This window comes from Serratia sp. BW106 (assembly GCF_002607755.1).
In the GTDB taxonomy this organism is placed as follows: domain Bacteria; phylum Pseudomonadota; class Gammaproteobacteria; order Enterobacterales; family Enterobacteriaceae; genus Serratia; species Serratia proteamaculans.
In genome coordinates, this window is the sequence record NZ_MCGS01000014.1 from 134,527 (window position 1) to 158,256 (window position 23,730).

24 protein-coding genes are annotated in these 23,730 nt (G+C 56.1%); 14 read left to right on the plus strand and 10 right to left on the minus strand.

Going from position 1 to position 23,730, the window contains the following annotated elements:
* The coding region (locus BEI65_RS27145; RefSeq protein ID WP_232519085.1) for an ATP-binding protein at window positions 1–488 on the plus strand (488 nt) is incomplete at its 5' end.
* A 25-nt stretch (window positions 489–513) separates the two neighbouring features.
* On the opposite strand, the gene BEI65_RS11830 is transcribed toward BEI65_RS27145, so the two are convergent.
* The 7 genes from BEI65_RS11830 to BEI65_RS11860 all read right to left on the minus strand — a co-directional run bounded on the left by BEI65_RS11830 (window position 514) and on the right by BEI65_RS11860 (window position 7,419).
* Window positions 514–993: a type II toxin-antitoxin system VapC family toxin gene (locus BEI65_RS11830; RefSeq protein WP_099063502.1), complete on the minus strand. Its 480-nt coding sequence runs from the start codon at window positions 991–993 to the stop codon at window positions 514–516.
* Window positions 990–1,253: a plasmid stabilization protein gene (locus BEI65_RS11835; RefSeq protein WP_044554783.1), complete on the minus strand. Its 264-nt coding sequence runs from the start codon at window positions 1,251–1,253 to the stop codon at window positions 990–992. The genes BEI65_RS11830 and BEI65_RS11835 overlap by 4 nt, the downstream gene beginning before the upstream one ends.
* Before the next feature lie 126 nt (window positions 1,254–1,379).
* Window positions 1,380–2,999, minus strand: coding sequence for a phosphoenolpyruvate carboxykinase (ATP) (pckA, locus tag BEI65_RS11840; RefSeq protein ID WP_099063503.1), 1,620 nt, complete (start codon window positions 2,997–2,999; stop codon window positions 1,380–1,382).
* A gap of 196 nt (window positions 3,000–3,195) precedes the next feature.
* On the minus strand, window positions 3,196–4,074 hold the full coding sequence (gene hslO, locus BEI65_RS11845) for an Hsp33 family molecular chaperone HslO (protein WP_099063504.1): 879 nt from the start codon (window positions 4,072–4,074) through the stop codon (window positions 3,196–3,198).
* A gap of 25 nt (window positions 4,075–4,099) precedes the next feature.
* Window positions 4,100–4,513: a ribosome-associated heat shock protein Hsp15 gene (gene hslR, locus BEI65_RS11850; RefSeq protein ID WP_099063505.1), complete on the minus strand. Its 414-nt coding sequence runs from the start codon at window positions 4,511–4,513 to the stop codon at window positions 4,100–4,102.
* Entirely contained in the window at window positions 4,513–5,190 is a 678-nt protein-coding gene (yrfG, locus tag BEI65_RS11855) for a GMP/IMP nucleotidase (RefSeq protein ID WP_099063506.1), read from the minus strand. Before yrfG ends, hslR begins: the two co-directional genes overlap by 1 nt.
* 96 nt (window positions 5,191–5,286) lie before the next feature.
* Window positions 5,287–7,419: an intracellular growth attenuator family protein gene (locus BEI65_RS11860; protein ID WP_099063507.1), complete on the minus strand. Its 2,133-nt coding sequence runs from the start codon at window positions 7,417–7,419 to the stop codon at window positions 5,287–5,289.
* A gap of 466 nt (window positions 7,420–7,885) precedes the next feature.
* Between BEI65_RS11860 and nudE the strand changes: the two genes are divergently transcribed.
* A complete protein-coding gene (gene nudE, locus BEI65_RS11865) occupies window positions 7,886–8,440 on the plus strand; it encodes an ADP compounds hydrolase NudE (RefSeq protein ID WP_085119817.1) in 555 nt (184 codons plus the stop codon).
* Window positions 8,441–8,490: 50 nt separating this feature from the next.
* Here the strand turns inward: nudE and mrcA are convergent, their stop codons facing one another.
* The gene (gene mrcA, locus BEI65_RS11870) at window positions 8,491–11,049 is read right to left on the minus strand and encodes a peptidoglycan glycosyltransferase/peptidoglycan DD-transpeptidase MrcA (RefSeq protein WP_099063508.1); all 2,559 of its coding nucleotides are present in this window, start codon (window positions 11,047–11,049) and stop codon (window positions 8,491–8,493) included.
* Between the two features lie 122 nt (window positions 11,050–11,171).
* On the opposite strand from mrcA, the gene pilM reads away from it, so the two are divergent.
* The 12 genes from pilM to trpS all read left to right on the plus strand — a co-directional run bounded on the left by pilM (window position 11,172) and on the right by trpS (window position 21,400).
* Window positions 11,172–12,014: a type IV pilus biogenesis protein PilM gene (pilM, locus tag BEI65_RS11875; RefSeq protein WP_099063509.1), complete on the plus strand. Its 843-nt coding sequence runs from the start codon at window positions 11,172–11,174 to the stop codon at window positions 12,012–12,014.
* Window positions 12,014–12,550 carry a PilN domain-containing protein gene (locus tag BEI65_RS11880; RefSeq protein WP_099063510.1) on the plus strand — a complete coding sequence of 179 codons (537 nt, stop codon included), beginning with the start codon at window positions 12,014–12,016 and terminating at the stop codon, window positions 12,548–12,550. The genes pilM and BEI65_RS11880 overlap by 1 nt, the downstream gene beginning before the upstream one ends.
* Entirely contained in the window at window positions 12,543–13,064 is a 522-nt protein-coding gene (locus BEI65_RS11885; RefSeq protein ID WP_099063511.1) for a hypothetical protein, read from the plus strand. Before BEI65_RS11880 ends, BEI65_RS11885 begins: the two co-directional genes overlap by 8 nt.
* Complete coding sequence (locus BEI65_RS11890) at window positions 13,057–13,419, plus strand: DNA utilization family protein (RefSeq protein ID WP_099063512.1); 363 nt, start codon at window positions 13,057–13,059, stop codon at window positions 13,417–13,419. Before BEI65_RS11885 ends, BEI65_RS11890 begins: the two co-directional genes overlap by 8 nt.
* Entirely contained in the window at window positions 13,416–14,657 is a 1,242-nt protein-coding gene (gene hofQ, locus BEI65_RS11895; protein WP_099063513.1) for a DNA uptake porin HofQ, read from the plus strand. Before BEI65_RS11890 ends, hofQ begins: the two co-directional genes overlap by 4 nt.
* A 350-nt stretch (window positions 14,658–15,007) precedes the next feature.
* Complete coding sequence (gene aroK, locus BEI65_RS11900; RefSeq protein ID WP_004391482.1) at window positions 15,008–15,529, plus strand: shikimate kinase AroK; 522 nt, start codon at window positions 15,008–15,010, stop codon at window positions 15,527–15,529.
* Window positions 15,530–15,622: 93 nt separating this feature from the next.
* Entirely contained in the window at window positions 15,623–16,720 is a 1,098-nt protein-coding gene (gene aroB, locus BEI65_RS11905; protein WP_099063514.1) for a 3-dehydroquinate synthase, read from the plus strand.
* Window positions 16,721–16,878: 158 nt separating this feature from the next.
* Window positions 16,879–17,901 (plus strand): SPOR domain-containing protein, encoded by a 1,023-nt coding sequence (locus BEI65_RS11910; RefSeq protein ID WP_099063515.1) that lies wholly within the window; start codon window positions 16,879–16,881, stop codon window positions 17,899–17,901.
* Between the two features lie 255 nt (window positions 17,902–18,156).
* Window positions 18,157–18,969, plus strand: coding sequence for an adenine-specific DNA-methyltransferase (gene dam / locus BEI65_RS11915; RefSeq protein WP_099063516.1), 813 nt, complete (start codon window positions 18,157–18,159; stop codon window positions 18,967–18,969).
* 55 nt (window positions 18,970–19,024) lie between these two features.
* Window positions 19,025–19,702, plus strand: a complete 678-nt coding sequence (gene rpe, locus BEI65_RS11920; protein ID WP_099063517.1) for a ribulose-phosphate 3-epimerase — start codon at window positions 19,025–19,027, stop codon at window positions 19,700–19,702.
* Window positions 19,695–20,393: a phosphoglycolate phosphatase gene (locus BEI65_RS11925; RefSeq protein WP_099063518.1), complete on the plus strand. Its 699-nt coding sequence runs from the start codon at window positions 19,695–19,697 to the stop codon at window positions 20,391–20,393. The genes rpe and BEI65_RS11925 overlap by 8 nt, the downstream gene beginning before the upstream one ends.
* A 2-nt stretch (window positions 20,394–20,395) precedes the next feature.
* The gene (trpS, locus tag BEI65_RS11930; RefSeq protein ID WP_099063519.1) at window positions 20,396–21,400 is read left to right on the plus strand and encodes a tryptophan--tRNA ligase; all 1,005 of its coding nucleotides are present in this window, start codon (window positions 20,396–20,398) and stop codon (window positions 21,398–21,400) included.
* A gap of 51 nt (window positions 21,401–21,451) precedes the next feature.
* Here trpS and cysG read toward each other — a convergent pair whose 3' ends face one another.
* Entirely contained in the window at window positions 21,452–22,855 is a 1,404-nt protein-coding gene (gene cysG / locus BEI65_RS11935; RefSeq protein WP_099063520.1) for a siroheme synthase CysG, read from the minus strand.
* Window positions 22,856–22,904: 49 nt separating this feature from the next.
* The gene (gene nirC / locus BEI65_RS11940) at window positions 22,905–23,705 is read right to left on the minus strand and encodes a nitrite transporter NirC (protein WP_099063521.1); all 801 of its coding nucleotides are present in this window, start codon (window positions 23,703–23,705) and stop codon (window positions 22,905–22,907) included.
* Window positions 23,706–23,730 lie beyond the last annotated feature (25 nt).

Consider the following 23,730-nt stretch of genomic DNA (forward strand, 5'->3'; position numbering starts at 1 on the left):
AGACCGAGTTAAGCGATCTGAATAGCATCCTGGGTGAAGTGGTGGCTGCCGAGAGTGGTTATGAGCGGGTTATCGAAACCGCTTTGGCACCGGGTGAACTGATGATGAATGTGCATCCGCTGTCGATCAAGCGTGCGGCGGCGAACATGGTGGTGAATGCGGCGCGTTATGGCAACGGCTGGATCAAAGTCAGCAGCGGACGTGAGCTGCAGCGCGGCTGGTTCCAGGTGGAAGACGACGGTCCGGGCATTAAACCGGAAGAGTTAAAGCATCTGTTGCAACCGTTCGTCCGTGGCGACAGCGCGCGTAGCACCAGCGGAACCGGACTGGGTCTGGCGATTGTACAGCGCATTATCGATGGTCATCACGGTGCTTTGGATATTGGCACCAGCGAACGTGGCGGGTTGTTGATCAGGGCTTATATTCCGTTGCCGATGGAGAAGAAAGAGTCGGCCAACGGGAATCAGACTGTGAAAGATAACGCCTGACATCCCTGACAGTGGCATTGCCCTGTCAGGGTTTTCTGCTCATGACGTAGTATTCCGCCGCTTCTTCATGCAGACGCCGACCGGTGCTGGCTTGCCAGGGGTCGATTAATTCAATCCCGCAATGGATAAAGTCTTTGGTATTGCGCGTGGCCAGGGTGGCACCGTAATGCAGGCAGGTGGCGGCGATTTGGGTGTCAGGAAAGCTGACGCCGATGCCTTGGCGGCGGTTGGCACCCATTAATTCCGCATGCTGCAGAGCGCAGCCAGTATCAAAGGGCAAAACTCTTTCCGAAAACTCCTCATGCAGCATGACACCGAGATTGGTTTGCAACTCGGACTGTCTTTTGCCATAGGGCATACAGGCTATGCCGGTATATAGCTCCGCGACTACGACAGCGCTCAGATAGAATTGATAGGTGTCTTGTTGGTCCAGCCACCTTAAAACGTGGTAATGGGGCGCCGGACGCAGCAATTCTGAAACTACATTGGTATCGAGAATAATCATACCTGGTCATCGTCGTCGTCAAAGGTGACAATCCGCGGCGGTGTTTTATCACGCGGCGGGATCTCCAGCTCAACGCCACCCAATTCGGCAAAGTGTTGATGCATACGCGTGCCTAAACCATAACGCGGTGGTTTTTTCACTAATGCCTGTTTCAAAATCATTCGAGCTTCCTCCTCCATGGAATGGCCGTTTTTTGCTGCCGAGACGCGCAGCAACTCCTTTACTTCGTCGTCCAGATTTCTGACGGTTATGGTAGCCATTGAAACCTCCTTTGCTATCAATGATTGCACTGCATTATTATCTCTTTGTGCTGATTAAAAAACAACCGATAAAAACAAAAAAAGGCGTGGGATCCACGCCTTAGCTGAAGCTGTAAGAAGAAGGTATTACAGTTTTGGACCGGCGCTGACCAGTGCGGCACCTGCCGGGGTGTCGGTGTATTTGTCAAAGTTGGTGACAAAACGCTCGGCCAGATCCTGGGCCTTCTCTTGCCATTGCTCAAGGCTGGCGTAAGTGGCACGTGGATCCAGAATGTCCGGGTTAACGCCTGGCAGTGAGGTTGGCATCGCCAAATCGAAGATCGGCAGAGTAATGGTTTCCGCCTTATCGATTTCACCGCTAAGGATCGCGTCGATAATACCGCGGGTATCCTTGATGGAGATGCGTTTGCCCGTGCCGTTCCAACCGGTATTCACCAGATAGGCCTGTGCGCCAGCCGCTTGCATACGTTTCACCAGCACTTCGGCGTACTGCGTTGGGTGCAGCGACAGGAAGGCTGCGCCGAAGCAGGCGGAGAAGGTTGGCGTTGGCTCGGTCACACCGCGCTCGGTACCGGCCAGTTTGGCGGTAAAGCCAGACAGGAAGTGGTACTGGGTCTGGTTAGCGGTCAGGCGAGATACCGGTGGCAGTACGCCGAAGGCGTCTGCGGTCAGGAAGATCACCTTGGTGGCATGACCCGCTTTGGATACCGGCTTCACGATATTCTGGATGTGATAGATCGGGTAGGAAACGCGGGTGTTCTCGGTTTTCGAACCGTCGTTGAAATCTATCGTGCCGTCAGCCAGCACGGTGACGTTTTCCAGCAGCGCATCGCGTTTGATGGCGTGATAGATATCCGGCTCGGCTTCTTCAGACAGCTTGATGGTTTTGGCGTAGCAGCCGCCTTCAAAGTTAAACACGCCGTCGTCGTCCCAACCGTGCTCGTCATCGCCAATCAGCTGGCGTTTTGGATCGGTGGACAGGGTGGTTTTACCGGTGCCGGACAGGCCGAAGAATACCGCCACGTCGCCTTTCTCACCCACGTTGGCCGAGCAGTGCATTGAGGCGATGCCTTTCAGCGGCAGCAGGTAGTTCATGATGGAGAACATACCCTTTTTCATTTCGCCGCCGTACCAGGTGCCGCCAATCAGTTGCATGCGCTCGGTCAGGTTGAAAGCGACAAAGTTTTCCGAGTTTAGGCCCTGTTGCTGCCAGTTCGGGTTGGTGCATTTGGCGCCGTTCATGACGACGAAGTCCGGTTCGAAATCCTGCAGTTCTTCGTCGGTCGGGCGAATGAACATGTTTTTAACAAAGTGCGCCTGCCAGGCGACCTCGGTAATAAAGCGGACTTTCAGACGGGAGTCGGCGTTGGCGCCGCAGAAGGTATCTACCACAAACAGGCGTTTGCCGGAGAGTTGCGTGGTGACCAGCTGTTTCAGGTCTGCCCAGATTTCCGGGCTGAGGGGTTTGTTGTCGTTTTTGCCTTTACCCTGATCGGCCCACCAGACGGTGTCGCGGGTGATGTCGTCACGGACGATATATTTATCTTTCGGGGAACGGCCGGTAAAAATACCGGTGTCGACGGATACAGCACCCAGCTTGGTTACGACCCCACGCTCAAAACCTTCCAGAGATGGGTCTGTTTCTTCCTTAAACAGCAAGTCATAACTCGGGTTGTGAACGATTTCGCCGACGTTATGAATCCCATAAGCGGCCAGATCCTGAGGGGTTATACCTTTAACACGCATGTCACTACTCCTTGGTCACAGAATTTCTGGCGCCAATTGTAGGGATTCAGCAGCGAGTAACCGCGATAGGTATCAAATATTTAACGTTTTAGTCGGTTTTTCGTTACGATCTGAGAGATAGCACACGGAAAAAAGCAAACGTGCAAACGGAGTAAACAGGCAGGCGCAGGGCGCGCCCGCCGATATGAGGTGCTACTTAGTGCAACTGCTCGCTTTCGTCGGTGTTACCCGTGTATAAGGCGGCAACATCCACGGCGTCAAACACATAGTGATTGCCGCAGTAATCGCAGTGCATATCAATATTGCCATCCTGCTCGAGCATTTGGGCCACTTCTTCCGCCGGCAGGGTGATCAGCGCATCAGCGCAACGCTGGCGTGAACAGGTGCAACGGAAGATCACGTCCTGCGGTTCATACAGGGTGACTTCTTCCTGGTGGTACAGGCGATACAGCACTTCGTTGGCCGGCAGGTCGAACAGCTCTTCGCTTTTCACCGTATTGGTCAGTTGCACCAGATGATCGAAATCATCGGCGTTACCGTCCTGCGCCGGCAGGACCTGCAGCAGCATGCCGCCCGCAGCCGGTTGGCCTTCAGACTCACCGGTACGGATGAACAGGCGGGTTGGCAACTGCTCGGACTGGCGGAAGTAAGCCTCGAGGCACTCGGCCAGCGTTTCGCCTTCCAGTGCTACCACGCCCTGATAGCGCTCGCCTTCGGAGGGGGCGATGGTGATCACCATGACGCCATTGCCGATCATCTGATGCAGCGTGCTGTCATCAGCGATTTCGCTCTGTACGCGCGCCACGCCACGCATTTCCTGGCGGTTGTTGCCGTTAATCACCGCCAGCTTCAGCGGACCGTCGCCCTGCAACTGCACGGTGATGTCGCCGTCGAACTTCAACGTTGCGGTCAGCAGGCTGGTGGCAACCAGCAGTTCACCCAGCAATTTCTTTACCGGTGCCGGATAGTCGTGGTTGTTCAGAACCTGCTGATAGGTTTCGCTGACGGTAACCAGCTCACCGCGCACCGCGTAGTTTTCAAACAGGTAACGGTGCAATTGGTCATGGTTAGACATAGTTTTCTCTCATTGCGGTGAGGGTTTATTCCTGCTCACCAAATTTAAATTTAATCAGGTCGCGCCGCTCTTTCTTGTCCGGACGGCGGTCCGGATGCGGCATGGTCAGCGCATTCATCTTGCGCGCGAGCGCCACTTTCTCTCGGTTGACGATGCTGGCCTCAGTTTCCTGATACATTTGCTGCGCCTCGTCGGCGCCGCGCCGTTGGCTGGTCAAAGCCAACACGATCACCGTGCGTTCTTCATTTCCCTGACGCAGTTTGATCTCGGCGTTAAGCTCGACAATCTTGCTCGGCTTGCCGCGCTGTCCGTTGTAGTGCACCTTGCCGCCGTCGATCATGTCCCGGGCCAGTGCGCGGGTCTTATAGAAACGTGCCGCCCAAAGCCACTTGTCCAGCCGAACGGCTTCGTCGTCCGTTGCTTTTCCTTTCCCTTTCATCAATTCCCCCTGGCCAGCGCCGGTATCAACAGGCGGTAATCGCGCATCGATGGGTAATGCTGGAAGGTTTTCTCCGCCATGCTGGAGTCCGGGTTCTGCACGCCCAGGCAGTAGCGAATGCCGAAGGTACGGGCGGCATCCAGAATAGGTTCACCGTCGTCGACAAACAGCGTGCGCTGCGGATCAAAACCGGTATGTTGCTGCACTGCCTGCCACAAACGCTGATCTTCTTTCGGATAACCAAATGTGTGGGTAGAAAGTAATAAATCAAGGTGCCGATCCAAACCGGTATGCTCAATTTTTACCGCCAGGCTGTGTGGGTGGGCGTTGGTCAACAAAATAGTCCGGTGGCCCGCCGCACGTAATGCCTGTAAAAACGGCTCGGTATCTTCACGCAGGCGGGCGCGGCTGCCAACCTCGCTGGTCATGCGGTAAATATCCATGTCCAGCCGTTCGCTCCAGTAATCGAAGCAGTACCAGTTCATGGTGTGCTGTACTGCCAGATATTCCTGGTGAATAATTTCACGCGCTTTATCGAAGGGAATGGCACGCTGCTCGCTCAGGGCCTGTGGCACCAGGCTGAGCCAAAAGTGGCTGTCGAACTCCAGATCGAGCAGGGTACCGTCCATATCCAGCAGCACGGTATCAATCTCACGCCAGTCAAACTCGGGAACCATGAAAACTCCATTGGCGAACCGTCGGCGGTCCGCAGGATAAGGATAATAGCGTTAGCGTAGCATAAGCAAATGACAGGGCGCAGGCCGGCGAATGACTCAGGGCATCGGCCGCAATGACATCGGGGCGAACTGCGGGTTAAAGCAACTTTCGTAGTAGCGCTGGATATCGGCGATCCGGTGCTGATTGCTGCGACGACGCTGTACCAGTCGCCAGGTGTTGTAACCCAAAACCACGGCGACCGTCAGTAGCAACAGGCTGGTGCCGAGATAACGCCACAGGGTGATGATATCCGGCTCGCTGTGCAGCGAAATATGGCGGGTGCCGTTGGCATCGACGCTGATATTGGTGATCACTCCCTGCGCTTCGAACGGCGTATGCAGCAGCATACTGGCAAGGCGTTGCAGCTCATTCCATTGGTCAAGCGCGTTGTATTCGTTTAGCGGCACCGTGGGTTGCGGGTGATTCACCAGCTGTTTACCTTCATCGCTACTGATCAGGAATCCGCCGGGCGGTGGGCTGTTGAGTGCGGCGGCAGCCTGCCGGGTTTCACTGTAGACGAAAGAGGATGCGGCCACCTTGGTCAGGCTTTCCAGCGATTCAGCGCTTACCGGGCGCAATAACACGTTCACCCCTTGCAGCGAACCAGATTTGGCACGTTTCACCAGAGTGCCCCAGTTTTTGACGTTACCCAGGTTCACCAGTGCGTTCTTCAGCCGGACACAGTCATTGTCTGCCTGACACAAATCTTGCGTTTTCAGTACAATATCCGAAAAATCATCCAGCAGGATCATGCCGGATTTTTCGATCGCGCTGGCCAACTGCGGGTTGAGCTTTTGTTCGGTGCCGTCAGGATGCAACTGGTCATTGACCGTCGCCAGCAGGGCAGAGGCCTTGTCGATGACTTCCGATTCCGGCTGCGGCAGGGGGGCCGCGTTGTTCCAGTAAATGCCTGAGCAGTCGAATGGCATAAAGCTGGAAGAGCGTGTGCCACTGGTTAACGGCGGCACATAGCACATGCCCGTGCCCTGAGCCTTCAGCGTGTCCCCGATGCGCAGCGTTGTGCCTTCCAATGCCTGCACGTTGGTGACTTCTATTTTTTGTGCGCCTTGCAGCCAGGCCATGCTCAGCTTGAGCGGCAGACTCAGTGGGATGTAGGTCAGCAACAGCAGCAGTACCAGAAGCGAACTGGCCATCAGCACCGCATTTCGACCCCATTGCTGCAGCGGGAAGTTTTTCACCTCATCGTGCAGCGAAAGGAAGCGTCCCTGGCGCAGCACCTGACGGTTAAGGTAAATATCCACGTCGGTGGTTTTACCCAGATCCTGGGTAACGTAAGGCTGCCAGTGTGGCGGGTAAATCAGATCGATGATGCCGAGTGAAATGTTGCTGATTTGCCCCTGATTGGATTCGCCAAACAGCCCCCAACGCTTGGGGGTGCCCCGCAGGCAGTGCACTTCTTTCAGTTCGCGTGTGGCCGGGCGGCGGAACAGGTTCCAGCAACCCCAGGCGATCATCAGCACGGCGACGACAATCATCCAGGGGATCACCACCACCGGGCTGATCAGGCTGAAGAACAGCAACAGCAGGGCGGCCGAAATGATGGCGGCTTCCTTGATACCGTTCGGACGATTGAGTGCGTGTTCTTCCGGCGTTTCCTTGCGGATGTTCACCAGTTCGACGTGCTCGCTCTCTTCCTTGCGAATAGAGGCGTTTTGGCTGGAACTCGCCTTGACCATCGGCGGCAGCGGCCGATCGTGAATATGGTCTTTCAGCGAATGCCCGTTGAGCGAGATCACCAGCGGCAGCGTCTGGGTTTTAATCACTTCCACATGGTTATCGGCGCTGATGTACTGCTCCCAGAACGGCGGCAGATGCACCTCTTCGGCGTCCAGGTAATAGCGCCATTTATTGGGTTCATCGCTGGCCAGCCCGTAGCGGGTGATGGCGTGGGTGATCGGGTAGACGTTGTCGCTTTGTGGGGTCAGCGCCAGCTTGGCAGAAGGTAATGAGCTGTTGCCGGGCAACAGTTTGTTGCTCAGCTTATTTTGTTGGCCGAGATAGTGCTCAACGGCGGCGCGTTCTTCGCCGGTCAGCTTACGGTGTGTGGGTTTGATAAAAGGCAGCGTACGCGTCAGCAGCGGCTGATTGCGGGCTTTGAACCAAAGATACAGGCCGGCGGCAATCAGGCAGGCAAGCACTAAGGCCAATATCAACACTATTGTGCTCATGCTATCCCCATCCTGTACCCGTGAACCTCACCAACCTGATGAATCGTGGAGTATTATACGCAGTCCAATCACCAAGAGACACCCTGATCCGTGACGGGAAAGCAGATTCTCCGTCGGGATCTCACTTATTGATAAAAAACATTCGTCTTACTGTCCTGTCTTACCTGCGTGATGATAGCAACCAGGTTGCACTGTCGATATCGGCATTATCTTATTTTAATGCGTTCTTTTTGCTGCATGAGAACAGAAAAGCGGCGGGTACTGGCTACGCTTGTTAAAAAAAAGTAAATTACTGCTTGTGCTCGTTGCGGCCAAGGTTCTCATTAACGCACAATGTGATCAAGATCGGATTTGGTCAGCGTTTGAACGCATGTGAACTGCGCGTCACGCCAATCATTATTCTGGTTATTCGCGTCATCACGCCTGATGCTGTGGCCTGCCGCTGGATAACTCATTTGAGGCAATCATGGATAAACACCTGCAAAAACCTAAAATTCTGAAAGTAGAAACGGTCGCGCGTTCGCGTTTATTTAACGTTGAGTCGGTCGATCTGGAATTCAGTAACGGTGTACGGCGGGTGTATGAGCGGATGCGGCCCTCAGATCGCGAGGCCGTGATGATTGTGCCGGTGATTGGCGACGATTTACTGCTGATCCGTGAATATGCCGTGGGCACCGAATCGTATGAGCTTGGCTTCCCTAAAGGGTTGATTGATCCGGGTGAAGGCGTGCTGGAAGCGGCTAACCGTGAACTGATGGAAGAGGTCGGCTTTGGTGCAGGTCGCTTTGATTTTCTTAGCAAGCTGACAATGGCGCCGTCGTACTTTTCCAGCAAAATGAATATTGTGCTGGCGCACGATCTTTACCCGCAGAGCCTGGAGGGGGATGAACCGGAACCCTTGCCGCAGGTGCGTTGGCCGATAGCCGACATGATGGCGTTACTGGCAGAGCCTGATTTCCGCGAGGCGCGTAACGTTAGCGCATTGTTCCTCACTGAGGCGTTTTTGCGCGGTTCACGTTAGACACTGATGATTCAAAAAAGAAAGGGCCAGAATTTTTCTGGCCCTTTTTGTTAGAACAATTCGTGGCTCTCGCCACCGGGGTCGGTCAGCGTTGTACCGGTATCCCTTGATGGGTAGTCCGTCGGCTGAGTCCCTTCGATAAAGTACTCGGAACGGCTACCGCCGCCACCGCCGGAAAGCTTACCGCTGTTCTTGTCGATGGTGACGCTGATAATGCCCGGTGGTGGGGTAACTTTCTGCTCCGGAATGCCTTCCAGTGCCGTTTTCATAAAGTCATCCCAGGCCGGTTGTGCACTTTTCGCACCGCCTTCGCCGCCGGAAACCTGATCCGGGATCGCACCGGATACCGTTGCACGGCCAAGGTCACGCCGATGGTCATCGAAGCCAATCCATACCGACGTCACGGTATCCGGGCCATAGCCGGAGAACCAGGCGTCTTTTGAACTGTTGGTGGTCCCGGTTTTGCCGCCGATATCACGACGTTTCAGATCACGACCTGCACGCCAGGCGGTGCCCATCCAGCCTGGTTCACCGTAGATGTTGCTGTTCAGCGCGTCGTGCATCAGGAATGCCAGCGGGGTGCTGATAACGTGTGGCGCATATTGTTGATCGCCATCCTGCTGAACCTGAGCCGGGGTCACCTGCTCCAGCTGCGGCATTGGCACGTTGCCATTCTTGCCTTCCTGCGACGTCGCGACATTTTCAATATTGTCTTCGGAAAGCACGGCAGAGCGGTGGGTATCACCATAAATCACCGGCAGATTACAGCTGTCGCAGACAATCTTCGGCTTGGTTTCGAACACCGTGTTGCCGTTATCGTCTTCAATCCTGGTGATGAAGTACGGATCCACCAGATAACCGCCGTTGGCCAGCACCGCGTAACCCCGTACCAACTGCATTGGGGTGAACGAAGCGGAACCCAGCGCCAGTGATTCAGTGTGTACGATGTTTTGTGCCGGGAAGCCGAAACGCTGCAGGTATTCTGCCGCGTAATCGACGCCCATCGCACGCATCGCACGCACCATCACCACGTTCTTCGACTGTCCCAGCCCCTGACGCAGGCGAATCGGGCCGTCGTAGGTTGGCGGTGAGTTCTTTGGTCGCCAGTCGGTACCGGCACCTGGATCCCAACGGGTGATCGGCAGGTCATTCAGGATGGTAGCCAGGGTCAGGCCCTTGTCCATCGCTGCGGTATACAGGAAGGGTTTTATATTGGAACCGACCTGACGCAGTGCCTGAGTGACGCGGTTGAACTTGCTCTGGTTGAAGTCGAACCCGCCGACCAGGGCTTTCACCGCCCCGTCATTCGGGTTGATCGACACCAGGGCAGAGTTGACGTCCGGCACCTGTGACAGCCACCAGTTTTCGCCCACTTTGCGGACCCAAACCTGTTGACCGGCCTGCACCACATCGGTGACGCGTTTCGGCGTTGAACCCTGCTGCGTGTCGGACTTGTAAGGCCGTGCCCAGCGCATGGTGGACATCGGCAGCGCGACATGACTGCCGTCTGCCATCATGGCCGTGGCCTCTTCGGCGCTGGTTGCGACAATCACCGCCGGCGACAATGGACCGTAGTTAGGCAGATTCTTCAATGAGTCGACGATCTGCTTTTGGTCCCAGGCCGCTTCACCCACTTTCCACAGCACGTTGGACGGGCCGCGGTAACCGTGGCGCATGTCATACGCCAGCACGTTATTACGTACCGATTCCTGCGCCGCCAACTGCAGCTTCCTGGTGACGGTGGTGTAGACCTTGTAGCCATCGGTATAAGCATTGTCGCCATAACGCTTGATCATCTCCTGACGCACCATCTCGGAGAGATAAGGTGCGGAGAAGCTGATTTCCGGCGCATGGTAATTGGCCACCAACTCTTCACTGCGCGACTGATCGTACTGCGACTGGGTGATGTAATGCTCATCCAGCATGCGCGACAGCACCACGTTGCGGCGAGCTACGGCGCGATCGTGGGAGTAGAGCGGGTTGAAGGTTGACGGGGCTTTCGGCAAGCCGGCAATGGTCGCCATTTCGCTTAAGCTGAGCTGACTGACGTCTTTACCGAAGTAAACCTGTGCCGCAGCACCCACGCCATAGGCGCGATACCCCAGATAGATTTTATTCAGATACAGCTCGAGGATTTCGTCTTTGGTCAGCATCTGTTCGATGCGTATTGCCAGGAAGGCTTCCTTGATTTTGCGCATCAGGGTGCGTTCCGGGCTTAAGAAGAAGTTTCTCGCCAACTGCTGGGTAATGGTACTCGCCCCCTGTGACGCATGGCCTGAGACCAGCGCGATAGAGGCTGCACGGAAGATACCGATAGGATCGACGCCATGATGCTCATAGAAGCGGCTGTCTTCGGTGGCGATAAACGCATGCACCATAACCGGCGGAATTTGGTTCAGTTTTAGCGGAATACGTCGTTTCTCACCGTATTGGGCGATCAGTTCGCCATCGGCGCTGTAAACCTGCATCGGTATTTGCAGCCGCACATCTTTCAGCGTTGCAACGTCAGGCAGCTGCGGCTCGACATATTTGTACAAGCCAAAGATCGAGGCTGCCCCCAACACGATGCAACACACTGCAAGGATTAGTAAATACTTTACGAACTTCACCTGAGATTTCCCATTTTCATGTCATTTGGGCAGTTTATAAACAACCGCGCGGTAGTATAAAGGCAAGCCTGCAACATGGATATGTTCTTTTGTTATCTGACGATATGGAGGTCGGGCGAAATATGTTTACTCAAGCATGGCAGGTGGGACTGGATATACAAAGTCACTGCGTTCGTGCCCTGGCAGCACAACGCCGCCGCAATGGCTGGCAACTGCGTCACTGGTGGCAACAAACGCTGCCGCAACCGGTGCTGCGTGAGGGCTGTCTGGAACAGACCGACGCGCTGATTCAGGCATTACGGCAATGGCGGGTTCAGTTACCAAGACATATTTCCTTACGCATTGCTCTGCCCGCGCAGCGGGTTCTACAGCATCAGATGCCGCTGCCGGACGCCAGGCTGAAAGAGCCGCTACGTGGCGACTACATCACCAGTCAGGGGCTGAAACAGTTTCCCCTGGATAGCCAAACATTGGCGCTGGACTACCGCCAGGCACTGCCCGAACATGCGACCCTGCTGCTCACCGCCGCACGCCAGCAAGAGCTGCAACAGTGGCTAGACTGCCTGCGCCACGCCAATTTGCAGCCTCAGGTGGTTGATATTACCCCTTGCGCGCTGCGTGTAATGGCAGAGGCGGCAGGCGTGTCGGCCGACGCCGGTTTGTTGCATCGCCTCGATGACGAATGGCTATGGGTGGCCCCGCACCGAGTGGTGTTTGCCTATGGCATCGTACCGATAAGGGAAGCTGCTGGGGCAAGCCAGGCGCTGGCGGCGATAAATGCTGCCTGTCCCTCACTCGGTGAAGACCAGATTTACTATAGCAGCGTGATGGATGAGCCGCCGCCGCCAGGCAGCCTGCCGTGGTCACCCTTTAGCGCTTTCAGCCAACTTCGGCCCCCGTTACCCGTATTGCCGGCGGCGTTTGTCTTGGCCGGCGGCCTGGCGCTGCGCGCTGAGGATAGCTGATGTATCAGGTTAATCTCTTGCCATGGCGCACACGAGGTCAGCGTCGCCGCTGCGCCTTCTGGTTACGTATGTTCGTCTTGCAACTGGTGTTGGTGCTGGCGGTACTGATGGTCGTTTTTGGCTTGCTGAGTCAGCAACAGGTACAGCGGCATGCGGCACTGTTAGCGCTGATCGATCAGCAGACAAAACTGACCGATCGTTATCAACAGTTGCAACAGGCGATGGCGCGTCTGGCGCGTTTAACCGCGCTGGCACAACAGCATGACAACAACCGGGCGCATAACCGCCGTTATCTGCAACTGTTACAACAACTCCCCGTCCTGTTACCTGACCCGCTGTGGCTGATCGCGCTGGAAAGCCACGCGCAAAGTATCACCTTACGGGGCCTTAGCCGGCGCTACGAAGCTGTGCTTCAGTTTGAGCAACAGATGACGGCGTTACCCCTGTTACAGCGCTACCGACTGGCAGAAGTCGCGCAGCGCCAGGATGGTTTGTTCTCGTTTACGTTGGTGGCGCAATGGGGGCAGGGTGGATAAGCCATTGCCGTTTTGGTTGGCGAGAGGGTTGGGGCTGCCGGGGTGGAAGCTGCTGGCCATCCAGTGGCTGGTGTTGGGTAGCCTGATCCTGCTGTTCGGTTTGTTGCTGTTGCAAGGGAAATGGCAGCAACTGGCACAGACCGAGGCAGAGCAGCAGCGCCTGACGCAACAAATGAGCCCCTTGTGGGAGCAACTCGCCCGTATGCCGACGCTGGAACAGGTGAATCAAGACTTGCAGCAGGTCGCTCGTCAGCCTGTCGCCGAGGGGGACCTGGCGGTTGCCTTACAACGGGCAAATGCCGGGCTGCAACGCTGGCAGCAGCAGGAGAGCTCACCGCGGCAAATCCTGCGGCTGCATCTCAATTACGGCAGTTTATTAAGACTGTTGGAGAGCCTGCCTGCCAACTTGCGCATTGATCAAATGACCGTTGAAGCGCAGGCGGAAGGGCTGATGGCAAATTTCACTCTCCAGGCAGCTTTGGCAGAGGCTGCGGCGGTAAACCCCAATGAATAAAAGTTACGGGTTCTGGTTGCTGTGGCTGCCTCTGACGCTGATGGCCCAGCCGCAGCCACGCGATCCTTTCAAGCCATTACCCTTGCCTGACTGCCCGAGCGTGGCGGAATCACCGGTGAACTGGCAATTGAAAGGCACTATCGGGCAGGCGGCGCTACACCATGCCTGGGTTATCACCACCGCCGGGCAGTGGCTGCGATTAAAGCCTCAACAAACCTTATTGGCTGGCCGCTGGCGGGTAGAGCAGGTCCTGGAGGGGCAATTAACGCTGAAGGAGAAACAGGGCGATCCGGCGTGTCCGGTCGCTGAGGATGCCGTGGTATTGACCCTGGGAAACCATAAGGAAGAAAAATGAAAGGATGCCGTTGGCTGGGCGTGTTGCTCTGGAGTGTCGCTATTGCCGGTGCCGCGCAGGACCAGGAGCCTATTTCGCTGGAATTTCAGGATGCGCCAGTTGCTCTGGTGTTGCAGGCACTGGCGGATTATCAACAACTGAATGTGGTCACCGCTGCCGGCGTGGGCGGCAACCTGACGCTGAGGTTGGATAACGTGCCCTGGCGCCAGGCGCTGACGGTGATCCTGCGCATGGGGAAGCTGTCCATGACGCTGGAGGGGAATGTGATGATGGTCTCTCCTGAACCCAATGAGCAGGAAAAGCAGCGTCAAAAATTGGCGTTGGCGCAAAAACAACCGCTGCACAGCGTGACCTTGCCGCTGAGCCATGCCGATGCGCAAGAGATTGCTGAAAATCTCAATGCTCAGGGCAGTCTGTTACTGAGTGAGCGTGGCAGCGTGGTCGCGGATAAGCGCACCAACGCTGTTCTGATCCGCGACACTGCACCGGTAGTGGCGCTATTAACCCAGCGGATTGCGGAGATGGACACACCGTTGGCGCAGGTACAATTGGCGGCGCATATTGTCACCATCAACAGCGAGAGTTTACGCGAGCTGGGTGTGCGTTGGGGGCTGGCATCGGATGAGCGGCCGGCAAAGTCATGGCAAATGGACGGCTTTAACATCGGGTTGCCGCTGGATCGCAGCGCAGTCAGCGCGGGTTTTCACCTGGCGCGGATCGGCGGGCGATTACTGGATCTGGAACTGATGGCGCTGGAGCAGGAGAACCGAGTGGAAATCATCGCCAGTCCGCGCCTGCTGACCGCGAACCTGCAAACCGCCAGCATTAAACAGGGGACCGAAATTCCCTATGAGGTAAACAGCGGTTCCAGCGGGGCGACGTCGATGGAATTCAAGGAGGCGGTGCTGGGCATGGAGGTGACGCCGAAAGTTTTGCCCAATGGCCGTATCACCCTGACCCTGCAAATCAGCCAGAACATGCCCGGGCGTTCAATCAGCCGTGCGGCAGGCGAGACGTTGGCGATCGATAAACAGGAGATCAAAACCCAGGTGACGCTCAAAGATGGCGAAACCGTTGTTTTAGGTGGTGTATTTCAACGTCATAGCGCCGAGGGCGCAGACAAGGTACCCGGGATCAGCGACGTACCCTTGCTGGGATCCTTGTTCAAACAGAGCAGCAAACAGCATAAACGACGCGAGCTGGTGATATTCATTACTCCGACATTGATTAAGGCCTGAGCAACCGGGTGTGCGGTTCGTGGGAAATCGCCTAAAGTTGATGAGCAGATGCACTTTTTTATCACCTTCGGGGCATCTGCGTTTGACGCTGCGACCGATTTAGCTTACAAGGGTTACCGAATTGAGCACCGAGGTTTTTTTGTTAGCGCCAAGACGCCGTTAAAAACGTATGGTTTCCCTCCTGCGGCGTGGATTGCGATTTATTCGGTTGCCAAACTACCAAGAGTGTTGAGATAATTTTCCGTCTGATCTCGCACTATCGTTCATGAGGTTTCAGTTTAGGTCCCGCCGCTGATTTGATTGGCGGGGCGGGTTAACATTAACGAATTGTCTTAGTAATACCGAAAAACATGGCAGAGAAACGCAATATCTTTCTGGTTGGGCCTATGGGTGCCGGCAAAAGCACTATTGGCCGTCAGTTAGCTCAGCAACTCAATATGGAGTTTTTCGACTCCGATCAAGAAATTGAGCGACGTACCGGAGCTGACGTGGGCTGGGTATTCGACGTGGAAGGTGAAGAAGGTTTCCGCGATCGTGAAGAAAAAGTCATTAATGAACTGACGGAAAAGCAAGGCATCGTGCTGGCTACCGGCGGTGGTTCGGTTAAATCGCGTGAAACGCGTAACCGTCTGTCGGCGCGTGGCGTAGTGGTGTACCTGGAAACCACTATCGAGAAGCAATTGGCCCGTACCCAGCGCGACAAAAAACGTCCGCTGCTGCAGGTTGATTCTCCTCCGCGTGAAGTGCTTGAAGCGCTGGCGAAAGAGCGCAATCCGTTGTACGAAGAAATTGCAGATGTCACCATCCGCACCGACGATCAAAGCGCTAAAGTGGTTGCCAACCAGATTATCAACATGCTGGAAAGTAACTGATTGCGGTTTCCGTGTTCGCCACGGCAAATGCGGAAAGACTGATTGTGTTCCCCGCAGTAGCGGGGATAAACCACATTGAGAACTGAGCGCGACATGGAGAGAATTACCGTAACGCTTGGGGAGCGCAGCTACCCGATAACCATAGCCGCCGGATTGTTTAACGATCCGGCTTCTTTTATGCCGCTGAAGGCGGGTGAACAGGTCATGCTGGTCACTAACCAAACCCTGGCGCCACTCTATCTGGACAACGTCCGGAAGGTGCTGGAGCAGGCAGGCGTCATGGTGGATCAGGTGATTTTACCTGATGGCGAACAGTATAAATCCCTTGCCGTGCTTGAGCAGGTGTTCTCGGCACTGTTGGAAAAGCCGCACGGTCGTGATACCACGCTGATTGCCCTCGGGGGCGGCGTGGTAGGCGATCTTACCGGCTTTGCCGCCGCTTGTTATCAGCGCGGTGTCCGCTTTATTCAGGTCCCTACCACGCTGCTGTCGCAGGTGGACTCTTCCGTTGGCGGTAAAACCGCCGTCAATCATCCGCTCGGTAAAAACATGATCGGCGCTTTCTATCAACCCGCTTCGGTGGTGGTTGATCTGGATTGCCTGAAAACCTTGCCTGCGCGTGAGCTCTCCTCTGGTTTGGCTGAGGTGATCAAGTACGGGATTATTCTCGATCGCGATTTCTTCGTCTGGCTGGAAAACAATATCGATGCCCTGGTGGCGTTGGATATGCAGGCCCTGGCCTACTGTATCCGCCGCTGCTGCGAGCTGAAGGCCGAGGTGGTTGCCGCTGATGAACGCGAAAGCGGTCTGCGCGCGCTGCTGAATCTGGGCCATACTTACGGCCATGCGATCGAAGCCGAAATGGGCTATGGTGTATGGTTGCATGGTGAAGCCGTTGCTGCCGGTATGGTAATGGCGGCAGAAACTGCGCACCGTCTCGGTCAGTTCTCAAGCGAAGATATTGAACGCATTAAAGCACTGTTGTTGCGCGCCGGTTTACCGGTGTGTGGCCCGCAGGAAATGGCTCCGGGATCTTATCTGCCGCATATGATGCGCGATAAGAAAGTACTGGCCGGTGAATTGCGCCTGGTACTGCCGACGGCCATTGGCCAGGCGGAGGTCCGTGGCGGAGTGGGGCACGATATGGTGCTTGCTTCGATCGCAGCTTGCCTTCCCGAACGGAATGCCTAAGTAAATCGGACGAAGTAACAGTGGCTTAGCCGCCGTTTACATCTATATTAATAATGTGCAAAGCCTGACTGGCGTCGCTTTGCCATCATCGGGTTAATCTGCTCGTGCCACGGTAGGTCTACAGTGGTGGGCTTTTGCCTCTAGTTGGAGGGTTTCAGATGGATGAGTTTAAACCGGAAGACGATCTCAGACCTGATAGCAGCGATCGTCGTCCTGCACGTTCGCGTAAACCGGCTCCGGGACCGCGTTTTGCCGTTTCGCGTCAGCATTTAATGATTGGTATCGGTATTCTGGTGTTGTTGCTGTTGATTATCGGCATTGGCTCGGCGTTGAAGGCGCCAACCAAGCATGAAGCAGCACAGGAAAGCGCGCAGAATGGCGCAGCCAAGGACATTAACCTGTCCGGCTCTTCGTCACTGACTGCCGGTAATACCGGTGTTCCGGGCGGAACCACGGATACCAATGACAATAACGGCGTGAGCAGCAGCTCGCAGCCGCAAACCGTCAGCGTTCCACCGATCTCCAGCACCCCGACGGAAGCGCAACCGCAGCCAGCACAGGGCGGCGCGCAACAGCGTGTCGATCTGCCGGGCAATATGTCGGATGCACTGTCGGCGCAACAGGGTCAGGTTGATGCGGCAACGCAGGGCATGAGCGGTCCAGCTTCAACGTTGCCAACGGCACCGGCTACCCTGATGAATGGCGCAGCGGCGAAAGAAGCCGTACGTCCGGTTCAGGGCACTGCGCCACAGCAACATAAAACACCTGCAAAAACCGCCAGCAAGCCGGCGGCTACGGCCACACAGCATAAATCGCCAACCACGGTGTATACCCCGGCACCTGCCTCTTCCGCTAAAGCGGGAGCAGCAAGTACCAAGGCGGAAGCCGTTAGCGGCAGCGGCGGTTCGCTGCAGTCTGCACCGGCAAGCCATTACACTCTGCAACTGAGCAGCGCTTCGCGTTCCGATACGCTGAATGCCTACGCCAAGCAGCAGAAATTACAGCATTATCTGGTGTATTCGACTAAACGTGACGGTAAACCTTGGTACGTGCTGGTGAGTGGCAACTATGCTTCCTCAGCAGAAGCCAAGCGCGCAATTGCGACGCTGCCGGCTGATGTTCAGGCGAAAAAACCATGGGTTCGACCTGTACGTCAGGTACAGCAGGATCTGAAAAAGTAACCCGATAGATTTCAAGCTGCATTCAGGCATTGTAGGGGCGCACATGCTGCGCCCCTGTTACTCAGGGCGAACAGAGCCGCCCGTGACCGATGACTGGAGTGGCCTGCGGACAGGCCGAATAACTGTGCGCGGCCAGGGGTGCTGCGGCTTGAAGGATGAAGGGTATCAATCACTTAAATTTGTGCGCTGATGTGCTGTCTGAAACAGAGTACAATCCGCCGCTCTGAATTGTATAATAAGTAGCTAATTGACGGCATGAAGAAAAACCGCGCTTTTTTAAAATGGGCTGGTGGAAAATACCCGCTGGTGGACGAGATCCGTCGTCACCTACCAGCAGGCGACTGCTTAATCGAGCCCTTCGTGGGTGCGGGTTCAGTCTTCCTGAACACGGAATACGACGCCTATATTCTCGCCGACATCAACAGCGATCTTATTAACCTGTATAACATCGTTAAACTGCGTACGGATGACTTCGTGCGTGATGCCCGCCTGCTTTTCACCGATGAATTCAATAAGTCAGAACAGTTTTACCTGCTGCGCGAAGAGTTTAATACTAGTGCCGATGCCTATCGTCGCGCGCTGCTGTTTCTTTATCTGAACCGCCACTGTTATAACGGCCTGTGCCGATATAACCTGCGTGGAGAGTTCAACGTCCCGTTTGGACGTTACAAGAAACCGTACTTCCCGGAGGACGAGCTGTACTGGTTCGCTGAAAAATCCCGCAACGCCACTTTTGTCTGTGAGCATTACCGCGATACCATGGCAAAAGCCGAGCGCGGTACCGTGGTGTATTGCGATCCGCCGTATGCGCCTTTATCGGCGACGGCGAATTTTACCGCCTACCACACCAACAGCTTTAGCATGGCCGACCAGCAGAGCCTGGCGCTGATGGCGCATCAGCTTTCGGTAGAAAGCCAGGTGCCGGTATTGATTTCCAACCATGATACCGAGCTGACGCGCGACTGGTACCAACACGCGTCGCTGTACGTGGTGAAAGCGCGCCGCACCATCAGCCGTAATATTCTTGGTCGCAGCAAAGTGAATGAGCTTTTGGCGCTGTATCGTTAAACCGGGGTTACGCCCCGGCGTATAACAATTCGAACCCTACGTTTGGAGATAGCGGATGAAAAAATTTTTGATTGCCCCGTCCATTTTGTCAGCAGACTTTGCCCGCCTGGGTGAAGACACTGCCAACGTGTTGGCCGCAGGCGGCGACGTAGTGCATTTTGACGTAATGGATAACCACTACGTTCCTAATCTGACCATCGGGCCGATGGTTTGTCAGGCGCTGCGTAATTACGGCATCACCGCGCCGATTGACGTACACCTGATGGTGAAACCGGTCGACCGTATTGTGCCGGACTTCGCTGCAGCGGGTGCCAGTTACATCTCTTTCCATCCGGAAGCCTCCGAACACGTCGATCGCACCATTCAACTGATTAAAGAGCACGGCTGTAAAGCCGGTCTGGTGCTCAATCCGGCAACGCCGCTGAGCTACCTCGATTACGTGATGGATAAAGTCGACGTGATCCTGCTGATGTCGGTTAACCCTGGCTTTGGCGGTCAGTCGTTTATCCACGGTACTCTGGATAAGCTGCGCCAGGTGCGCAAACTGATCGACGAAAGCGGTCGTGATATCCGCCTGGAAGTGGATGGTGGCGTTAAGGTCGACAATATCGCCGAGATTGCTGCCGCGGGTGCAGACATGTTTGTCGCCGGTTCAGCCATCTTCAGCAAGCCGGATTATCGTCGGGTGATTGACGAAATGCGCAGCGAGTTGGCGAAGGTGACGCATGGCTGATTTCAGCGCGGTCCGCGCTCTGGCCTTTGATCTCGATGGCACGCTGGTTGACAGCGCGCCGGGGCTGGCCGCCGCGATCGATCTGGCGCTGGCAGAAATGGGCCTGCCGCAGGCCGGTGAGGCCCGGGTGGGCACCTGGATTGGTAATGGTGCTGATGTGCTGGTACAGCGTGCGCTGCGCTGGGCCGAGGTGGAAGCCACGCCGGAACACTGCCAACAGCTTCGCGAGCGCTTCGATCATTTCTATGCGCAAACCGTCGACAGCGGCAGTCGCCTGTTCCCACAGGTGAAAGAAACCCTGGCTCAGTTGGCTGCGCAAAATTACCCGATGGCCCTGGTGACCAACAAGCCAACGCCGTTTGTGGCGCCGTTACTGGCCGCATTGGGCATTATTGATTACTTCTCGCTGATTATCGGCGGTGACGACGTGGTGGAAAAGAAACCGCATCCGGCGCCACTGTATCTGGTCCTCGGCAAGCTTGGCCTACGCGCCAACGAGTTGCTGTTTGTCGGCGACTCCCGCAATGATATTCAGGCGGCACAGGGGGCAGGTTGCCCAAGCGCCGCACTGACCTACGGTTATAACTACGGCGAGGCGATTGCCCTGAGCCATCCCGACCGCGTGTTGGAGCGCTTTGCCGACTTGTTGCCCGCTCTTGGGCTGTCATCTTTAGAGAATCAGGAAATTTAAACATGAGTAAGCCCATCGTATTTAGCGGCGCGCAACCGTCCGGTGAACTGACCATTGGTAACTACATGGGTGCGCTGCGTCAGTGGCTGCAGATGCAGGATGATTACGACTGCATCTTCTGCATCGTCGATTTGCATGCGATTACCGTACGTCAGGACGCAGATAAATTGCGCAAAGCCACGCTGGATACGCTGGCGCTGTACCTGGCCTGCGGCATCGATCCGCAAAAAAGCACCATCTTCGTGCAGTCGCACGTGCCGGAGCACACGCAACTGAGCTGGGTACTGAACTGCTACACCTATTTCGGCGAACTGAGCCGCATGACCCAGTTCAAGGATAAGTCCACCCGTTACGCGGAGAACATCAACGCCGGCCTGTTCAGCTACCCGGTGTTGATGGCGGCAGATATCCTGCTGTATCAGACCAACCAGGTGCCGGTCGGCGAAGACCAGAAACAACATCTGGAGTTGAGCCGTGACATCGGTCAGCGTTTCAACGCGCTTTACGGTGACGTGTTCAAAGTGCCCGAGCCGTTTATTCCCAAGTCCGGTGCCCGCGTGATGTCGCTGCAAGAGCCGACCAAGAAGATGTCCAAGTCGGACGATAACCGCAATAACGTGATTGGCCTGCTGGAAGATCCGAAAGCGGTGGCCAAGAAGATCAAACGTGCGATGACCGATTCCGAAGAGCCGCCAGTGGTGCGTTACGACGTGGCAAACAAGGCGGGAGTGTCCAACCTGTTGGATATTCTCTCTGGCGTGACCGGCAAGAGCATTGCTCAACTGGAAGCCGAGTTTGAAGGCCAGATGTATGGCCACCTGAAAGGTGCCGTTGCTGAGGCGGTATCCGGCATGCTGAGTGAGCTGCAGGAACGCTTTCATCGTTTCCGCAATGACGAGGCCCTGCTGCAGCAAGTGATGCGTGATGGCGCTGCCAAGGCCCGTGTACGCGCTCAGGAAACCCTGGCGAAGGTTTACCATGCTGTGGGCTTTGTTTCCCCACAGTGAGGCTCTGAGCAAAAAGAAAAGCGGCCATTGGCCGCTTTTTTTACGTCTGAATCAGGCCATTTTGGCCAGCGGTTGCGGTGGTTGCTGGCTGGAGAACCAGTTCAGTTTGCTACGCAGGCTCACCACGCTGCCGACAATAATTAAACTTGGGCTGGCGGCCTGCAAAGCCAGTTCCCCCAACTGGTTTAATTCACCTTCTATGACCCGCTGGCGGCAGGACGTGCCGTTTTCTACCAGTGCTACCGGGGTTGTGGCTGGCATGCCGTGCGCGATCAGTTGGCGCTGGATCTCTGCCGCCTGTGTCAGACCCATGTAGAACACCAGAGTTTGTTGCCCTGCTGCCAGCGTTGACCAGTCCAGTCCGCCGTCATTCTTGGCATGGCCGGTCACCAGCCGCACGCTCTGCGCATGGTCGCGGTGGGTGAGGGGAATGCCACTGTAGGCCGAACAACCAGAGGCGGCGGTAATGCCCGGCACCACCGAGAATGGGATATTGGCTGCGGCCAACGTTTCCAGTTCTTCACCACCGCGGCCGAAGATAAACGGATCACCGCCTTTCAGGCGCACCACGCGTTTACCCAACTGGGCTTGTTGCAACAGGATTTGATTGATTTCCTCCTGGGGTACGCAGTGATGGCCCGCACGTTTGCCGACGAAAATGCGCTCGGCATCGCGGCGTACTAGCGTCATGACCTCATCGGATACCAGCCGGTCGTAAACCACCACGTCAGCCTGCTGGATCTGCTGCAGGCCTTTCAGCGTCAGCAAACCGGCATCGCCCGGCCCGGCCCCCACCAGCACCACTTCGCCGCAATCTTGCGGTTGGTGGCTAAACAGCTGTTCGATCTGCTGTTCCGCCAGCGCCTGGTCATTATTGGCCAGTGACTGTGCCAGCCGATCATGGGCGAACAGTTTTTCCCAAAAACGACGGCGTGAGCCGATATCGCTGAAGTGCTTTTTCACCCGCTGACGCAATGAACCGCCCAGTTGCGCCAACTTGCCAAGATGTTGGGGCAGCACGGCCTCCAGCTTTTCACGCAGCAGTCGTGCCAGCACCGGGGCTTTCCCACCGGAGGATACCGCGACCATAATTGGCGAGCGATCAATAATCGACGGCATGATAAAGCTGGCGCGCTTTGGATCATCGACCACGTTGCAGAACACCCGCTGTTGGTTGGCGCACTGATACACCAGTGCATTGACCTCGAGGCGATCGGTAGCGGTGATCACCAGCCACTTTTCCGTCAGTAACTCTGCACTGAATTCACCTTCCGCCAGTGTGACCCGGCCCTGAGCCGCCCATTCGTGGAACTGCGGGTTGAAGGCACAGGCATTGACGGTCAACATCGCACCGGCATCCAGCAGCAGGCGAGCTTTGCGCTCGGCAATCTCACCGCCACCGACCAGCAGGCAGGCTTTGTGTTGCAGTTGGCAGAAAATTGGCAGGTAATCCATCGGCACTCCTCGGGGCAATCAGCAGTGGGGCGCAAGGCGCCCCTGAATATTATGCAGTCTGACGCGCAGCAGCTTTCTCAGCCTGTGGCCGTTCGGCACGTGGTGTGGCGTACCAGTAACCCAGGCCCATCAGCACGGCACCGGACAGGATATTGCCCAACGTTACCCACAGCAGGTTATGGCCGATCCCGCTCAGGGTATAGGCCTCGCTGTGATGACCGAACCAGGACAGAGCGAACAGCGTCATATTGGCGACCGAGTGTTCGTAGCCGGACGCGATAAAGGCCAGCAGGCACCACCAGATGGCGATGAATTTGGCGGCACCCTCAACGCGAATGGCCATCCAAATCGCCAGGCAGACCAGCCAGTTACACAGCACACCCTTGAAGAACAGCACTTCTGCCGGGGCGGTGGTTTTTGCCAGTGCGGCGGTATGCACCAGGCTGGTGTCCACCGACAGCAGGCTACCGCCACCGTAATAGTACATCAGTGCGACCAGCACCGAGCCCAACAGGTTGCCCAGCCAGGTTTGCGGCAGGACGGTCCACATCTGGCCCTGCGTGATGGTACCGGCTTTGACGCCCAGCGTCAGGAACATGGTATGGCCGGTGAACAGCTCCGAACCGGCAATGATCACCAACGTCAGCGCGATGCCGAAGGTGGCCCCCATCACCAGCGGACGGAGGGACGGATCGACCAGGTTGCCGAGGGTGAAGATCAAAATGATGCCGAGGCCGACGTAGGCCCCGGCCATCGCCGAGCTGATCCAAAAGCCCAGCGGACTGTGCTTCGCCAGCCTGACGATGCGCGCCGCGTTGGCGGCACATTTGTTGATGGTATCGGTGAACATGTTGCTTCCCCTGAGGTTAAAGTAA

Excerpts from the sequence above, each read along its gene's own strand:
- BEI65_RS11830 (WP_099063502.1), bottom strand. The coding sequence starts at position 993 with ATGATTATTCTCGATACCAATGTAGTTTCAGAATTGCTGCGTCCGGCG.
- BEI65_RS11835 (WP_044554783.1), bottom strand. The coding sequence starts at position 1,253 with ATGGCTACCATAACCGTCAGAAATCTGGACGACGAAGTAAAGGAGTTG.
- pckA (WP_099063503.1), bottom strand. The coding sequence starts at position 2,999 with ATGCGTGTTAAAGGTATAACCCCTCAGGATCTGGCCGCTTATGGGATT.
- hslO (WP_099063504.1), bottom strand. The coding sequence starts at position 4,074 with ATGTCTAACCATGACCAATTGCACCGTTACCTGTTTGAAAACTACGCG.
- hslR (WP_099063505.1), bottom strand. The coding sequence starts at position 4,513 with ATGAAAGGGAAAGGAAAAGCAACGGACGACGAAGCCGTTCGGCTGGAC.
- yrfG (WP_099063506.1), bottom strand. The coding sequence starts at position 5,190 with ATGGTTCCCGAGTTTGACTGGCGTGAGATTGATACCGTGCTGCTGGAT.
- BEI65_RS11860 (WP_099063507.1), bottom strand. The coding sequence starts at position 7,419 with ATGAGCACAATAGTGTTGATATTGGCCTTAGTGCTTGCCTGCCTGATT.
- nudE (WP_085119817.1), top strand. The coding sequence starts at position 7,886 with ATGGATAAACACCTGCAAAAACCTAAAATTCTGAAAGTAGAAACGGTC.
- pilM (WP_099063509.1), top strand. The coding sequence starts at position 11,172 with ATGTTTACTCAAGCATGGCAGGTGGGACTGGATATACAAAGTCACTGC.
- BEI65_RS11880 (WP_099063510.1), top strand. The coding sequence starts at position 12,014 with ATGTATCAGGTTAATCTCTTGCCATGGCGCACACGAGGTCAGCGTCGC.
- BEI65_RS11890 (WP_099063512.1), top strand. The coding sequence starts at position 13,057 with ATGAATAAAAGTTACGGGTTCTGGTTGCTGTGGCTGCCTCTGACGCTG.
- hofQ (WP_099063513.1), top strand. The coding sequence starts at position 13,416 with ATGAAAGGATGCCGTTGGCTGGGCGTGTTGCTCTGGAGTGTCGCTATT.
- aroK (WP_004391482.1), top strand. The coding sequence starts at position 15,008 with ATGGCAGAGAAACGCAATATCTTTCTGGTTGGGCCTATGGGTGCCGGC.
- aroB (WP_099063514.1), top strand. The coding sequence starts at position 15,623 with ATGGAGAGAATTACCGTAACGCTTGGGGAGCGCAGCTACCCGATAACC.
- BEI65_RS11910 (WP_099063515.1), top strand. The coding sequence starts at position 16,879 with ATGGATGAGTTTAAACCGGAAGACGATCTCAGACCTGATAGCAGCGAT.
- dam (WP_099063516.1), top strand. The coding sequence starts at position 18,157 with ATGAAGAAAAACCGCGCTTTTTTAAAATGGGCTGGTGGAAAATACCCG.
- rpe (WP_099063517.1), top strand. The coding sequence starts at position 19,025 with ATGAAAAAATTTTTGATTGCCCCGTCCATTTTGTCAGCAGACTTTGCC.
- BEI65_RS11925 (WP_099063518.1), top strand. The coding sequence starts at position 19,695 with ATGGCTGATTTCAGCGCGGTCCGCGCTCTGGCCTTTGATCTCGATGGC.
- trpS (WP_099063519.1), top strand. The coding sequence starts at position 20,396 with ATGAGTAAGCCCATCGTATTTAGCGGCGCGCAACCGTCCGGTGAACTG.
- cysG (WP_099063520.1), bottom strand. The coding sequence starts at position 22,855 with ATGGATTACCTGCCAATTTTCTGCCAACTGCAACACAAAGCCTGCCTG.
- nirC (WP_099063521.1), bottom strand. The coding sequence starts at position 23,705 with ATGTTCACCGATACCATCAACAAATGTGCCGCCAACGCGGCGCGCATC.